Genomic DNA, 13,358 nt, shown 5'->3' on the forward strand with positions numbered 1-13,358 from the left:
TAGATAGGCTTCTGTGTGATTTCCATCTAAATATTAACACTTTGTTCTGTTAGATCTGGCAACCATCGCAGCTTGTTTGTTAGAAGTCTTGAAAATAAAAAATATTTAATTCAATTATAACAATTGGTTATTGTTATCTTTTTTATTTTATTAATGTTTGGTTGCAATAAAGTGGGATACTGGATAAATTGAATTCAGTAGTGCAATAGAGAGACACGTATTTAATCCAGAGCCGGAGTGGAAATTTTTTATCATGTATTATCAAACTGATGACGTTCGCATTAATAAAATAAAAGAGTTATTACCCCCTGTTGCGATTCTTGAGCGATTTCCGGCAAGCGAAAATGCATCGGCGACAGTGTTTAATGCACGGCAGAATATCCACAATATCCTCAAAAAAGAAGATGATCGTCTGTTGGTGATTATCGGACCTTGTTCTATTCATGATCCTAAAGCCGCGCTCGAATATGGTGAGCGTCTGGTTAAGTTACGAGAGCAGTATCGTGACCAACTGGAAGTGGTCATGCGGGTTTATTTTGAAAAACCGCGCACCACTGTGGGTTGGAAGGGACTGATTAATGACCCTTATATGGACAACAGCTTCAAGCTCAATGATGGTTTGCGCACCGCGAGAAAATTATTGCTGGATCTTAATGAGCTGGGCATCCCAACGGCGGGCGAGTTCTTAGATATGATCACACCACAGTATGTGGCGGACCTTATGTGTTGGGGCGCGATTGGTGCTCGCACCACAGAATCTCAAGTGCATAGAGAGCTGGCCTCGGGTTTGTCATGTCCTGTCGGCTTTAAAAATGGGACTGACGGTACCATTAAGGTGGCGATTGATGCTATCGGCGCAGCCAGTGCTCCACATCATTTTCTTTCAGTGACCAAGTTTGGCCATTCAGCCATTGTGTCGACCAAGGGAAATCCCGATTGCCACATCATTTTACGTGGGGGGAAAGAGCCCAATTACAGCGCTGAACATGTGAAGGCAATCAGTGAGCAGTTGACTAAAGCGAACCTAGCGCAAAATATCATGGTGGACTTTAGCCATGCCAATAGCAGCAAACAATATAAGCGTCAGATGCTGGTGGCCGAAGATGTTGCGCAGCAAGTGGGTAAGGGGGAACGCGCTATTTTTGGCGTGATGGTAGAAAGCCATCTGGTTGAGGGTCGACAGGATTATGTTGAAGGACAACCTCTATGCTACGGCCAGAGTATCACTGATGCCTGTATTGGCTGGGAAGACACCGAAACCTTGCTGGCAAGGCTGAATCAAAGTGTTATCGAGCGGCGCGCTTAAACGACAGTCATTAAAAAAGGAAGCTTTAGGCTTCCTTTTTTATTATTGGCAATCTCATTTGTTTTGCTGCTGCACCAAATATTCATTGGCTTTAGCAAGACTGCCAAAAGACGATATTAAGTTATTTTGGCCCTTTTGCTGGATTTCTGGGCTGTTCGATTCGGTCATCATCCATACCCAAGTTTGTATCAGTGGCAATGGAGGGTATTGCACGTCAGATGATTGTGGCATATCGGCTTCCTTTAAAATGTGGGGTTATTCTTGCTCTGCGCTTAGCTCTGCTAACCCATCTTAAGCTGAGCTTGAGATTATCAAAATCTAAGGCAAGAGATAACAATAAATACCCCTGTGAAACATTAAAGTGATAATTATCTCACTCGGAATAGTTCTTTTTTCTAGTTTGGTTGTAAATAAGTAGGTCGAAAGTAGTATCTATTGTTCCCGGGGAGCTTGTCAATTGGGTCTCCTTGCCCCCAGATTTCAATGTTGTGACTGAGTCACTGAGTTGTCATTTAATGCTCGCAGTGAAATGGACTGGTGATGCACATTTGTCATGAGGTAAGATGGTGTATCTAGTGGCTTTTACCTTAATTTCCCTAAATGCCATCGTCTCTCTTTTGATGCTAGCTGGAGTTGCAATGCGTCCCTCTCTCTATTTTGATGGTCCAATCGATAAACTTAATTGGCATGTGTTGAAACTCCTTTGGCCCTATTTACTCGAGTTTAAGGGGCGAGTCCTTTTGGCGCTTGCCTGTCTGGTGGTAGCTAAGTTAGCCAGTGTCGGCTTACCTTTTGTGTTAAAGGAGTTGGTCGATACCCTGGGCGATGCATCAAATCTACAGTTGGTTAGCGTGCCTATTGCACTAGTGGTTGCCTATGGTGGATTACGTCTACTTAATACCGTGATTTCAGAGGTACGAGATACTCTGTTCGGCCGAGTGACTGAGCGTGCCATCCGCCGTTTAGGATTATCGGTTTTTGAGCATCTACATAGGTTGGATCTGGCCTTCCATCTGGAGCGCCGTACCGGTGGCTTGTCGCGGGATATTGAGCGTGGCACCAGTGGCGTCAGCTTCCTGATGCGTTTTATGGTGTTTAATATTGTACCAACCCTACTTGAGATCGCTCTGGTGGTGGGGATCCTCTTTTACAACTACGGCTGGGCTTTTGCGGCGATAACCCTCAGTGCCGTAGTGGCCTATATTCTCTTTTCCGTGCTGGCTACTGAGTGGCGTACTGGATTTGTGCGGGAAGCCGCTCAAGCGGATTCGCAATCAAATACCCGTGCGATAGACAGCCTGCTTAACTACGAGACGGTTAAATATTTCAATAATGAAACCTATGAATCAGAGCAATATGATCATGCTTTGGAGCGCTGGGAAGTCGCTAAGCGTAAGAATCGTCTCTCACTGTTTGCCTTGAATGCCGGTCAGGCATTTATTATCTCCCTGGCGATGACGCTTATGTTGGCATTGGCGGCGACTCAGGTGACCGAGGAACTCATGACTATAGGTGACTTCGTACTGATTAACGCCTTTATGATGCAGCTCTTTATGCCCCTTAATTTTTTGGGGTTTGTCTACCGGGAGATCCGCGGTGCGCTGGCCAATATCGAGCGAATGTTTAGCTTGCTAGACAGGGAACCTAAGGTGATAGACACTCCCGATGCTAAGTCACCTGAGCTACCCCAAGGTAGCCTCAAATTTGAGGGCGTTAGTTTTCACTATGGTGATCGCCCAATTTTATCTGATGTGAGCTTCGAGATCCCTGCCGGTCATAAGGTGGCGATAGTGGGTGATAGCGGTGCAGGTAAGTCTACTATCGTAAAGTTGCTGTTTCGCTTCTATGAGGCGCAGCTGGGGCGAATTACCATAGACGGACATGACATTCTGGGGCTCACTCAGCATGCACTGCGCAGCGCTATCGCCATTGTTCCACAAGATACTGTGCTGTTTAATGATTCGCTGTTGGAGAACATTCGCTATGGCTCACCGGGTGCCAGTGATGAAGAGGTGATGGAGGCGGTCAAACTGGCCCACCTGTCGACCTTTGTTTCTCAATTAAGTGAAGGCTGGCACACAAAGGTAGGCGAGAGAGGGTTAAAATTGTCCGGCGGAGAGAAGCAGCGAGTCGCAATAGCCAGGGCGATTCTTAAAGGTTCGCCTTTGTTGGTGTTCGATGAAGCGACCTCTTCGCTCGATAGTCATTCAGAGCAGGCTATCTTGAATGCACTTAAAGAGATGGCAAAGGGGCACACCAGCTTAGTGATTGCTCATCGGCTCTCGACTGTGGTGGATGCGGATCAGATCCTTGTATTGAGTCAGGGTAAGATAGTTGAGCGCGGCGATCATCAAAGCCTGTTGGCGGCAGATGGTCTGTATAAGAAGTTATGGACGGTTCAAAATCAGCACTAAAAGTGTGGGATTAAGTCTTTATTCAGGTTTGATTAGCATAATATTGTAAACATAGTGCTCACGGAGAAGAATCCATGAAGAATATTCCAATACACGCCAGCATTGAAGGTCAAACCCGAGTCGTCGACACAGATTGGCTAGCCATTATGGCAACGCTAAGAGAACGTGGACTGGAACAGGATGAGCTGCAATTGGTCTATTCACAGCTGAATTCTTATCTTAAAGTGACTACAAGAGGACTTACCTTAGCTAAGATACCGCCTTCAATGGCTATTGAGGGGATTACACGTGAGGTGAAGGGTTCTACCTATGAAGATATGGGAGTGATTCGACTTTAAGCTGTCTTTGAGGTGTTTATCGGCTTCCAGCCATCGCAAAGTAGGCTGAGTTTGGTGTTTTGGGGTTCATAGGGGGTCAGTCTGATGATCTCCCCAGCCCTAAAACAGATGGTTTCGCCTTCGATAACAGTGAGTCGGTCACAGTTTTGGCAACTGACCGACAGTGGTTTACTCTTACTTCCCGAACCAAAAAACGAATTACTCACCAGTTAATCTCCGTGGTCAAGCTTAACGCCAATTCTCTGGCGCTATTCCATATGTTGCTAATGTAATCAAGTTTAGCCTATAAATCTAGCGCTATCTAGACTAATGTCTAATCCTTAATGGGTAATGGCTGAAGATGCACCATATTGAGTCTTTATCAGACTGCTTGGACCATTTTCGGGTACTGAAAGTATATATAAATGGTTATATTCATTCTCTTTTAATTGCGGGATTTTGGGTCCTTTGAGTGCATCTATGATTGGTGCCAGGGTATTTGAGTGACCCGCGATAATCACATTGCCCTCCTCTTGGTTCACCCGTTCGACAATTGCCTTTATGTGCGCCGCTAGATCCGGTCCGGCATTGACTATGGTTACAGGGAGTTGACGGGCGCTGATAATCGGCGCCAGTGTTTCTTGGGTACGCCGATACTGAGTTGCTATAGCCAGGCTTAGCGGGGTGTTAGCTAAGGTCTCTATTAGCGCCTGAGCCCTAATTTTACCCTGTTCTGTCAGTGATGGATCTCGTCCGTTAGTCGCCTTTTCGGCGTGACGAACTAAAATGACGGTTTTCCCCTCACTCCCTTGATTTGCCTCAGCTAAAGGCTGGTAGAGTAAAAGTGAGATGAGGGCATAGCTTAACAGTTTTAACATGGGTAACCTCAGGCATCTAGTGCTGGTTTGTTAGGATAAACCATTTATTGGTCGATGCCGATGTAAGATTACATGATCAATTTGTCTAAAGTTGGCTATAAAATGGTCGATAATAGAGGTTGAGGGTGAATTTAATTTCTTGAGAGAGGCGATTATGGAGATTCAAAATCACGGCGGAGCCGTATCAGCGGCGGCGCGAAATAAAACAGATTCGACAACGAATCATGGTCAGCAAGTCTCCGAAGTGGCCAAGAACAAGACGGCATTGGCAGCCAGTAAGCAGTTGATGAATGCGGCTATCTTATCGGCGCAGCAGGAGGTCAACCTCAGTGCTGGTAATGAACCTATGCAGCTGCTGTACAAAGCGGCTATCGAAGCCATTAATGAGGAGTTAGCGCCGACCATGGGTGAACATGCCATCGAAACGGCAGTTGCTCAAGGGGTCGATACATCGCCAGAAGCGACAGCCGATCGCATCGTCAGCTTTGCAACCCAGTTTTTTGCTATTCATCAGGAGCAAAACCGAGGCCTCTCCTTCGATGAGCAACTTAACTCCTTTATGGATATTATCGGTGGTGCTATCGATCAAGGTTTCGACGAGGCCAAGGATATTTTATCCGGCCTTAAAGTCTTGGAAGGAGATATTGCCGATGGTGTCGATAAGACCTATAGCTTAGTGCAGGAAGGTCTGCAGGCTTTTAGAGACAGTTTTAATGATGATACGGCGCAAGAATAGTGCTTGCTTACATTCCAATATCATTGATTAAACCCCTTAGACTAAGGGGTTTTTTGTTGTCTTGACTCTAGCTAAAAATCTATCAATGATGGGGCTAACAGTATCCATAAGGCCGATAGAGGTAGTGAGATGTGGGGAGAGGCGAAGGTAGTAGAGCGAATAGACTGGAGTGATCAATTATTTACCCTGAAGTTGTCGGCCGATATTGGTGACTTTATTGCCGGGCAATTTATTAAACTATCGCTACATATCGACGACAAACGTGTCGCCCGGGCTTATTCACTGGTCAATGCCCCGCATGAGTCCCTGTTGGAGGTTCTGGCGGTTAGCGTCGATGATGGGCTCTTGTCTCCCAAGCTGCAGGCCCTTAACTCAGGGGATAGCGTTGACATCTCTACTAAAGCGGCTGGGTTTATGACCCTGGATGAACTGCCAAAACAGGGTAAGCACTTATGGCTGTTTGCCACAGGCACAGCCGTTGGTCCCTTTATTTCCATGATGAGAACTGCTGAGCCGTGGCAGAGATTTGAGCGTGTGATCTTAGTCTATGGCGTAAGATATCAAGAAGATCTCGCTTATTACCAAGAGCTTAAGGCATTCGAGGCTCAGTATCCCGGCCTGTTCTCCTTGGTTACTTCTGTGACGCGTGAGCCAGTGGAAGGGGCGATCAGCTGCCGCATCACTCAAGGGGTCGAGAGTGGCCTTATTGAGCAGCGAGTCGGCTTGTCACTCAATCCGCAAGATTCACAGGTGATGATTTGCGGTCATCCAGAGATGATTAAAGAGTTAAACACCTTATTACAGTCCCGCGGATTGGCGAAAAACCTGCGCCGGGCGCCAGGGCAGATAACCGTTGAAAAATATTGGTAGAGGATTCGAGATGCAACTATTGTTTTCTGAGGCGTCACCCTATGCGAGAACGGTTCGGGTGGTGATTGCGCAATTTGCGGTGGCGGGTATAGAACAAGTTAGTGTTAATCCGCTTGAAAATGGCGAACTGCTGCTTAATGCCAACCCTTTGGCTAAGATCCCTTGCCTCATGTTAAACGATGGCGGCGCCCTGTATGACAGCGAGGTGATCCTGCGCTACCTGGATCATGAATACTGTGGTGGTGAGCTGTTTGGTCAGCCTGGGGACTCTTGGTATGGCGAGACGCAATACTCGCTGATTAAGGGCTTACTCGACAGCGCGGTGGCGTTAAGACAGGAGCAGATGCGTGATGATGAGGGACTGCGCAGCCCCTTTTGGACCGCGAGATTTGAGCAAGCTCTGTTGAGGGGGTTAGCGCAGATCGAACAGATGGGAATTTCGGGTCACAGTCAGCTTTCTCTTCAGCAGATCTGTTTAGCCTGTTTATTGGAATATCTGGACTTTCGGCATCCAGATTTGGATTGGCGTAAGATTGCACCTGCAACGGCTAGGTGGTTAAAGTCCTTTTCTAAGTTAGAGGCTATGGTCAGCACTCGACCTAATGTCTAGTATCGCTTTGGCGTCGACCCTTACTTGGTTGGTGGCGCCTGTTGGTTTCGCCAAAGACACCATAGAGCTCGCGAGTGACGCCAAAGTCTAGCCGCCTATCTTCTGTCTGTCCCCGCCTGTCCTCATGGTGTCGATAGCGGCAACTGCAATCCGCTTTAGTACAACCCGCTAAGGGGAGGGGTGGAGCATCGTCAGATAGAAATCGCTTGCCCTTGAGTTTTTCTGCATTTTTACATAAGCCTTCATCACTCACAATTTCGACACAGTGATAGGGGTGGATGGTGTTGTGTTTGACGCTCGGCGCATGAGGAACTTCTTCGCTGATCACGCTAGCACTGAGGTTTGATGGCTGGGGCTGAGAGCGGCGTGAACGTTTCACTTTTACCCGGGTAAACCTGTGTTTAAAAAGGAATAAAAGTAGTATGACGGCGAGTATAAGGGCGAGAATTTCCAAAAACATGTGAGCTCCTTTTTTAAGCCGAGTCTTTTGAGTTTAGTCAGAGAGGCTTTTTTGGTCAAAATGAGACATCAAGGGGATTTTTACCTGTTTACTCTTGCCGTCTAGCCTAAGATTGATTACGCTAACCGCGATTGATAATGGTTATCATTAACTTTGTTTGGGAGTTCTCTCATGAGATTCATGAAGCGTTTGGCTGTTCTAGGGTTTGCTTGTGTGGCATCTGTTGCCAATGCGGCTGATAGTGTTACCGTTTATTCTTATCGTCAGGCTTTTCTTATTGATCCTATTTTGGCGGACTTCACCAAGGAGACCGGCATTAAAGTGAATCTGGTGTTTTCCAAGCAAGGCATCGCCGAACGTATGGCAAGAGAGGGACGTTTATCCCCAGTGGATCTGGTGCTGACCTCTGATTTCTCTCGTTTGATGGAGTTGGCCGATAAGCAGCTAGTGGCGCCGGTGGACAGTGAGTTACTGACAAACAATATTCCAGCGAATCTACGTTCACCCGAAGGTGATTGGTTTGCTATGACCAAGCGGGTTCGCAACATCTACTCCTCCAAGGAACGTCTGGGCCCACTGACGATCGATTATGAAGATCTTGCCGATCCTAAGTTTAAGGGCAAGATCTGTACCCGTAGTGGTAAGCATCCCTACAATATCTCTTTGGTTGCCTCAATGATCGCCCATCATGGTGAGGCGAATACTAAAGAGTGGCTAGAAGGCTTTAAAGCAAATCTGGCGCGAAAGCCACAGGGTAATGACAGAGCTCAGGTTAAAGCCGTTAAAGAAGGCCTGTGTGATATCGCCGTCGGTAATAGCTACTATCTGGGTAAAATGTTACAAGATCCAAAGCAAGTGCCTTGGGCAGAGGCTGTGAATATCAATTTCCCTAATCAGGCAAATCGCGGTTCACATATTAATGTTTCTGGGATGGCATTAGCCAAGTACGCGCCATCGCGGGAAAATGCAATTAAGTTGATGGAGTATCTTTCTGGTGATCAGGCACAGCAAAGTTACGCCGAGTTAAACATGGAGTATCCAGTGAAGCCAGATGTGAAACCGTCTCAGCTGGTGGCATCTTGGGGTGAGTTTAAAGCCGATTCACTGCCTATTCACAAACTTGCCGAGTATCACAGTGCTGCGGTAAGGTTACTTGATGAAGTGAAGTTCGATCTCTAGTGGCGTAGGCCTCCTGATTATATTAAAGCCTTCCCTGGGGAAGGCTTTGTTGTTTTTGCCTTAAGTCGCTTTTACTAAGTAATAATCGTTCGTCTTTAAGCTTAAATTTAAGTTGGTCAATGATAATGACCTCCCTTTTTTATTGAGGCTCTATATGATTTTAGGCTTTCCCAAAAGCTGGTCGACTATCAGTTATCTGACGGCGATCTGCTTTGTCTTACCGTTAGCCGCTATCTGTATTCAGGCGCTGGTTCCCGACGAGGCCGTGTTTGGCCATCTGATGCAGACGGTATTACCCACTTATCTCTTTAATACCTTAGGGTTAATGTTCTTGGTGAGTTTGGGAGCCTTGCTGTTAGCCGTGCCCGCCGCTTGGTGTGTGGCCCGCTGCGAATTTCCGGGTCGTGCCTGGTTTCAATGGGGTCTGCTCTTGCCTCTGGCTATGCCTGCCTACGTTGTTGCCTATGTGTATACGGATCTGCTTGATTACGCCGGTCCAGTGCAGTCTTGGCTGAGAGAGTTTTATGGCTGGCAATCACAGATGGATTACTATTTTCCTGATGTGCGTACCTTAGGTGGGGCCTCCTTGATACTTGCCTTGGTGCTTTTTCCCTATATTTATCTTCTGGCGCGAACCGCCTTTATGGAGCAGTCTCCCAGTCTGCTGCATGCGTCACGGGTCATGGGAGCGAGCCCCTGGCGCAGTTTTTGGCGTCTGAATTTGCCGATGGCCAGACCGGCATTGGCCGTTGGTGCAGCTTTGGTGGCGATGGAAACGGCGGCAGATTTTGCTACGGTAAGCTATTTTGCTGTGCCCACCTTAACTACGGCGGTCTACGATACCTGGTTAGGCTATGGTAGCTTGGCGGCGGCCGCAAAACTGTCGGCCATGATCTTGCTTGTCGTATTTTGCCTGATTGGCGTTGAACGATTTGCCCGGCGCAAGCAGCAACTGTTTCAAAAGCAGACCCCCATTTCTACCCATGACAGATATCAGCTGAAACCTGGCGCAGCTTGGTTGGCCTTTGGGTATTGCGCGATTTTGCTACTGTTTGCTTTTGGGATCCCCATGTGGGTGCTGCTCGGTTATGCCTGGGACTACTTTAGTGTCAGCTGGAATGATGATTTTTGGCAGTATAGCCTGAATAGTTTGCTCATCGCCTTAGTGGTCAGTCTGCTAACGGTTATCGTGGCTTTATTGTTGATGTTTGTAAGACGCTGTAGCCCCAGAACTATTGATATTTTGCCCTCACGCCTCGCCTCAACCGGGTATGCGTTGCCGGGGACAGTTTTGGCCATTGGTGTCTTGGTTCCACTGACCTATCTGGATTTTGCCGTTAATGACCTCTATCGCTATTTCGGGGTCATGGGGCCAGGCCTTATTTTCAGTGGTACGCTATTTGTTTTAATTTTTGCCTTCGCCATTCGTTTTGCTGCCATTGCAATTGGTAGTATTGAGAACAGCTATAAACACATTAATCCCTCTTTAGATATGGCCTCTGTGACCATGGGGGTTAGGCCCGCGTCTATTCTATCTCGGGTACACTTACCGCTGCTGCGTAGTGGTATATTTGCCGCTATCTTATTGGTGTTTATCGAATGTATGAAAGAGCTGCCTGCAGCACTTCTGCTCAGGCCGGTGGGATTTGAAAACCTGGCGACCTATGTCTATCAGTTCGTATCTGATGAGCAGTTGGAGCATGGGGCGCTGGGCGCTATCGTTATCGTCTTAGTGGGACTTATTCCGCTTATCTATCTAAATCGCTCGCTGGAGCAAGGGAAGTAATATGTCGACACTCTCCATCGAGAACCTACATAGTGACTATCAAGGGCAGCTTATTCTGCGCGGGTTGGATCTGGTGTTACGCCAAGGGGAAATCGCCGCCTTACTCGGTCCCAGTGGCTGCGGCAAGACCACTTTGCTTAAAGCGATTGCGGGTTTACAACCCATAAGCCAAGGCTCGATAAGTATCAACGGCAGGTTGTTGTCAGGGCCGGGGGTATTTGTGCCGAGCGAAAGGCGCGAGGTTGGCATGATCTTTCAAGATTATGCTCTGTTTCCCCATCTGACGGTGGCCGATAACATTTTGTTTGGTGTGAAAGGGCTTGATGGCGCCAAGAGACAGGCGCGATTGGACGAGATGCTCGCCTTGGTCAAGCTAGAAGGGTTGGCGGGGCGCTATCCCCATGAGCTTTCCGGCGGTCAGCAGCAAAGGGTGTCGATTGCCAGGGCTTTGGCCTATGAACCTGAGCTACTATTACTCGACGAGCCCTTTTCGAATATTGATGCCAAGGTGCGGGGCGAGATGATGTTGGAGATCAGGGAGATCTTAAAGCAGCGTAATGTGAGCGCCGTTTTTGTTACCCATAGCAAGGATGAGGCCTTTGTGTTTGCCGACAAGCTGGCGCTCTTTAAAGAGGGACGCATTGTTCAGTATGGCTGCGCCGAGGAGCTCTATAGTGCGCCGACAGATAAATATGTGGCTGAATTTCTTGGCCAGGTGAACTATCTTGGCTGCGAAGTCGAATCGACCGATGCCCTGCAGACACAGTTAGGTTTGATTCAAAGTAGCAGTGCTTTATCTCAAGGGGTTGGCTATCGCGGAGAGCTGTTATTGCGCCCCGAGCAACTGCAAATGAGAGAAGATGAACAGGGCGGGGGCACAGTGATTGCCCGGCGTTTTCTGGGTAATGTTTGCCATTACCGGGTGTTAATTGGTGAGAAGATACTTGAGGTACGTTCCGCTTTGCATGGTTTCACCCCAGGGCAGCGTGTGGCATTATCGGTTGAGCCCCATCCTGTGGTCCTGTTTTAAGCCTGATTGATATAACACTTTTGCAACCGACTATGGTTGCGGGCATTAAAAAAAGTTAATCTACCCACTTAACGACGTTTCGCTTTAACGGTTTGTGGGTTGTGTAATACTAATTATCGCTAAAGTTTCGGATAATATTGCCGAAATTGAGACTGACGAAAGGTAGGTTTATTTATGGATAATCTGGTTATGCCACGTGAACAACTGGGTGTGTGTGCCGAAGGAAATTTACATAGTGTGTATTTGATGTTCAACGCTAATGACGGTGTCGAATCTCAACTTCGTCCCTGTGTCGCCAATGTTGCTCAATATATCTATGAATTAGCCGACCAATATGCCGACAGTACCTTTAACGGTTTCGTCGCTATTGGTGCTAACTATTGGGACAGCCTCTATCCGGTGCAGCGCCCCAAGCAGTTAAAGCCTTTCCCCGCTATGCACGCCGATAACCGCGATGCGCCGGCCCATGAATATGATCTCTTTGTGCATTTGCGCTGTGACCGTTATGACATCTTGCACCTGGTGGCGAACGAGGTTTGCCAGATGTTTGAAGACTTAGTTGAGCTGGTGGATGAGGAGCGGGGCTTCCAGTTTATGGACACCCGGGATCTGACTGGATTTGTTGATGGCACCGAAAACCCCAAGGGACGTCACCGTCAGGACGTGGCCTTAGTGGGTGATGAAGATGAGGTGTTTCGCGGTGGTAGTTACGTCCATGTACAGAAGTTTGCGCATAACCTGAGCAAATGGAATCGACTGCCACAGAAGAAGCAGGAAGATATTTTTGGTCGCACTAAGATAGACAATATCGAGTACGCCTCTGAAGATAAGCCGCTCACCAGTCATACCAAACGTGTGAACCTGAAAGATGCCGATGGAAATTCGATGGAGATCTTACGTCAGAGCATGCCATACGGCTCGATGAAAGAGCAGGGGCTGATGTTTATTTCTGTCTGTAACAATTCGGTGCATTTTGAGAAGATGCTGCACAGCATGATCCATGGCGACGGAGAAGGGAATCACGATCACCTAATGCATTTCACTCAGGCGTTGACCGGTTCGGCATTCTTTGCCCCCTCGCTGGATTTCATGGAGCGAGAAGCTGATTTTGAGGGCTAACGCCGCGAAGTAGAGTCAATAAAAAACACACCTTAAGGTGTGTTTTTTTATGCCAGATAGAAGTGGATTAGCGGTCGGGATCCCAATAGTTGGTGGGCCGCTTGGCGTAGATCTCGTCGATAGATCTTACCTGTACTTTATTGTGTTCTGGGTACACTACAACATCATGGGGATCTCTGTTACCCAATACCAAGAAGAGAAAATCGGCATCGGACTCATTCTTTAATGTATGCGATACCCCAGAGTTGGCAGTAAAACAGATATAGTCGCCCTGTTTGAAGTCATGTGGCTCACCATTAATAAACAGGGTTGCTTCGCCTTGTAATGCGTAGAGGTGTTCCTCTTCCTTGGTGTGATAATGGGCGACAGAGGAGATCTTGCCTGGTTCAAGGCGCTCCATGGTGACACCTATCTGTCGACAGCCAGCGGCATCGCCGATATGTTTTTGATGACTGGCGTATTGATTTGAGTGTTGCCAAGATTCCCAGCAGAGGTTGTCGATATTAATTATCTTATTGTTATTCATCTCGGGTCCTTAACCATCAGGTGATAGAGGGGATGGTTCTGGCTCAGTGTATCCTATCTGATATACAGTATTCAATTTGGTCGCAAACAAAAAAAAAGACACTCAGAGGTGTCTTTTTTATTTAGCC

15 protein-coding genes are annotated in these 13,358 nt (G+C 47.5%); 10 read left to right on the forward strand and 5 right to left on the reverse strand.

Features of this window, described 5'->3' with window-relative positions; all coding sequences use genetic code 11:
- Window positions 1–253: 253 nt before the first annotated feature.
- Entirely contained in the window at window positions 254–1,306 is a 1,053-nt protein-coding gene (gene aroG, locus NY07_RS03350) for a 3-deoxy-7-phosphoheptulonate synthase AroG (protein ID WP_033537937.1), read from the forward strand.
- A 54-nt stretch (window positions 1,307–1,360) separates the two neighbouring features.
- Here the strand turns inward: aroG and NY07_RS19580 are convergent, their stop codons facing one another.
- Window positions 1,361–1,537, reverse strand: a complete 177-nt coding sequence (locus NY07_RS19580; protein ID WP_088905362.1) for a hypothetical protein — start codon at window positions 1,535–1,537, stop codon at window positions 1,361–1,363.
- A 407-nt stretch (window positions 1,538–1,944) separates the two neighbouring features.
- On the opposite strand from NY07_RS19580, the gene NY07_RS03355 reads away from it, so the two are divergent.
- Complete coding sequence (locus tag NY07_RS03355; protein ID WP_033537938.1) at window positions 1,945–3,720, forward strand: ABCB family ABC transporter ATP-binding protein/permease; 1,776 nt, start codon at window positions 1,945–1,947, stop codon at window positions 3,718–3,720.
- Window positions 3,721–3,794: 74 nt separating this feature from the next.
- Complete coding sequence (locus NY07_RS03360) at window positions 3,795–4,058, forward strand: hypothetical protein (RefSeq protein WP_033537939.1); 264 nt, start codon at window positions 3,795–3,797, stop codon at window positions 4,056–4,058.
- On the opposite strand, the gene NY07_RS19135 is transcribed toward NY07_RS03360, so the two are convergent.
- Complete coding sequence (locus tag NY07_RS19135; protein ID WP_081953760.1) at window positions 4,055–4,264, reverse strand: hypothetical protein; 210 nt, start codon at window positions 4,262–4,264, stop codon at window positions 4,055–4,057. The two genes, NY07_RS03360 and NY07_RS19135, sit on opposite strands and share 4 nt — an antisense overlap.
- 114 nt (window positions 4,265–4,378) lie before the next feature.
- Entirely contained in the window at window positions 4,379–4,915 is a 537-nt protein-coding gene (locus NY07_RS03365) for a histidine phosphatase family protein (RefSeq protein WP_033537940.1), read from the reverse strand.
- A gap of 154 nt (window positions 4,916–5,069) precedes the next feature.
- Here NY07_RS03365 and NY07_RS03370 point away from each other — a divergent pair, with 154 nt between their 5' ends.
- The 3 genes from NY07_RS03370 to NY07_RS03380 all read left to right on the forward strand — a co-directional run bounded on the left by NY07_RS03370 (window position 5,070) and on the right by NY07_RS03380 (window position 7,131).
- Window positions 5,070–5,651 carry a DUF5610 domain-containing protein gene (locus tag NY07_RS03370; RefSeq protein ID WP_033537941.1) on the forward strand — a complete coding sequence of 194 codons (582 nt, stop codon included), beginning with the start codon at window positions 5,070–5,072 and terminating at the stop codon, window positions 5,649–5,651.
- 129 nt (window positions 5,652–5,780) lie between these two features.
- The gene (locus tag NY07_RS03375; protein WP_033537942.1) at window positions 5,781–6,521 is read left to right on the forward strand and encodes a ferredoxin--NADP reductase; all 741 of its coding nucleotides are present in this window, start codon (window positions 5,781–5,783) and stop codon (window positions 6,519–6,521) included.
- A gap of 10 nt (window positions 6,522–6,531) precedes the next feature.
- Complete coding sequence (locus NY07_RS03380; RefSeq protein WP_033537943.1) at window positions 6,532–7,131, forward strand: glutathione S-transferase N-terminal domain-containing protein; 600 nt, start codon at window positions 6,532–6,534, stop codon at window positions 7,129–7,131.
- Here the strand turns inward: NY07_RS03380 and NY07_RS03385 are convergent.
- The gene (locus NY07_RS03385; RefSeq protein WP_052125467.1) at window positions 7,121–7,591 is read right to left on the reverse strand and encodes a hypothetical protein; all 471 of its coding nucleotides are present in this window, start codon (window positions 7,589–7,591) and stop codon (window positions 7,121–7,123) included. The genes NY07_RS03380 and NY07_RS03385 overlap by 11 nt on opposite strands.
- A gap of 171 nt (window positions 7,592–7,762) precedes the next feature.
- On the opposite strand from NY07_RS03385, the gene NY07_RS03390 reads away from it, so the two are divergent.
- The 4 genes from NY07_RS03390 to NY07_RS03405 all read left to right on the forward strand — a co-directional run bounded on the left by NY07_RS03390 (window position 7,763) and on the right by NY07_RS03405 (window position 12,705).
- Window positions 7,763–8,770, forward strand: a complete 1,008-nt coding sequence (locus NY07_RS03390) for a Fe(3+) ABC transporter substrate-binding protein (RefSeq protein ID WP_033537944.1) — start codon at window positions 7,763–7,765, stop codon at window positions 8,768–8,770.
- Window positions 8,771–8,924: 154 nt separating this feature from the next.
- On the forward strand, window positions 8,925–10,556 hold the full coding sequence (locus NY07_RS03395; protein ID WP_033537945.1) for an ABC transporter permease: 1,632 nt from the start codon (window positions 8,925–8,927) through the stop codon (window positions 10,554–10,556).
- Between the two features lies 1 nt (window position 10,557).
- Window positions 10,558–11,586 carry an ABC transporter ATP-binding protein gene (locus NY07_RS03400; RefSeq protein WP_033537946.1) on the forward strand — a complete coding sequence of 343 codons (1,029 nt, stop codon included), beginning with the start codon at window positions 10,558–10,560 and terminating at the stop codon, window positions 11,584–11,586.
- A gap of 174 nt (window positions 11,587–11,760) precedes the next feature.
- Entirely contained in the window at window positions 11,761–12,705 is a 945-nt protein-coding gene (locus NY07_RS03405; RefSeq protein ID WP_033537947.1) for a Dyp-type peroxidase, read from the forward strand.
- 67 nt (window positions 12,706–12,772) lie between these two features.
- Here the strand turns inward: NY07_RS03405 and NY07_RS03410 are convergent, their stop codons facing one another.
- Complete coding sequence (locus tag NY07_RS03410) at window positions 12,773–13,231, reverse strand: cupin domain-containing protein (RefSeq protein WP_033537948.1); 459 nt, start codon at window positions 13,229–13,231, stop codon at window positions 12,773–12,775.
- Between the last annotated feature and the right edge of the window lie 127 nt (window positions 13,232–13,358).

Source organism: Shewanella sp. ECSMB14101 (assembly GCF_000773485.1).
Classification (GTDB): Bacteria; Pseudomonadota; Gammaproteobacteria; order Enterobacterales; family Shewanellaceae; genus Shewanella; species Shewanella marisflavi.

Excerpts from the sequence above, each read along its gene's own strand:
- aroG (WP_033537937.1), top strand. The coding sequence starts at position 254 with ATGTATTATCAAACTGATGACGTTCGCATTAATAAAATAAAAGAGTTA.
- NY07_RS03400 (WP_033537946.1), top strand. The coding sequence starts at position 10,558 with ATGTCGACACTCTCCATCGAGAACCTACATAGTGACTATCAAGGGCAG.
- NY07_RS19580 (WP_088905362.1), bottom strand. The coding sequence starts at position 1,537 with ATGCCACAATCATCTGACGTGCAATACCCTCCATTGCCACTGATACAA.
- NY07_RS03380 (WP_033537943.1), top strand. The coding sequence starts at position 6,532 with ATGCAACTATTGTTTTCTGAGGCGTCACCCTATGCGAGAACGGTTCGG.
- NY07_RS03375 (WP_033537942.1), top strand. The coding sequence starts at position 5,781 with ATGTGGGGAGAGGCGAAGGTAGTAGAGCGAATAGACTGGAGTGATCAA.
- NY07_RS03395 (WP_033537945.1), top strand. The coding sequence starts at position 8,925 with ATGATTTTAGGCTTTCCCAAAAGCTGGTCGACTATCAGTTATCTGACG.
- NY07_RS03410 (WP_033537948.1), bottom strand. The coding sequence starts at position 13,231 with ATGAATAACAATAAGATAATTAATATCGACAACCTCTGCTGGGAATCT.
- NY07_RS03405 (WP_033537947.1), top strand. The coding sequence starts at position 11,761 with ATGGATAATCTGGTTATGCCACGTGAACAACTGGGTGTGTGTGCCGAA.
- NY07_RS03355 (WP_033537938.1), top strand. The coding sequence starts at position 1,945 with ATGCGTCCCTCTCTCTATTTTGATGGTCCAATCGATAAACTTAATTGG.
- NY07_RS03365 (WP_033537940.1), bottom strand. The coding sequence starts at position 4,915 with ATGTTAAAACTGTTAAGCTATGCCCTCATCTCACTTTTACTCTACCAG.
- NY07_RS03360 (WP_033537939.1), top strand. The coding sequence starts at position 3,795 with ATGAAGAATATTCCAATACACGCCAGCATTGAAGGTCAAACCCGAGTC.
- NY07_RS03370 (WP_033537941.1), top strand. The coding sequence starts at position 5,070 with ATGGAGATTCAAAATCACGGCGGAGCCGTATCAGCGGCGGCGCGAAAT.
- NY07_RS03390 (WP_033537944.1), top strand. The coding sequence starts at position 7,763 with ATGAGATTCATGAAGCGTTTGGCTGTTCTAGGGTTTGCTTGTGTGGCA.
- NY07_RS03385 (WP_052125467.1), bottom strand. The coding sequence starts at position 7,591 with ATGTTTTTGGAAATTCTCGCCCTTATACTCGCCGTCATACTACTTTTA.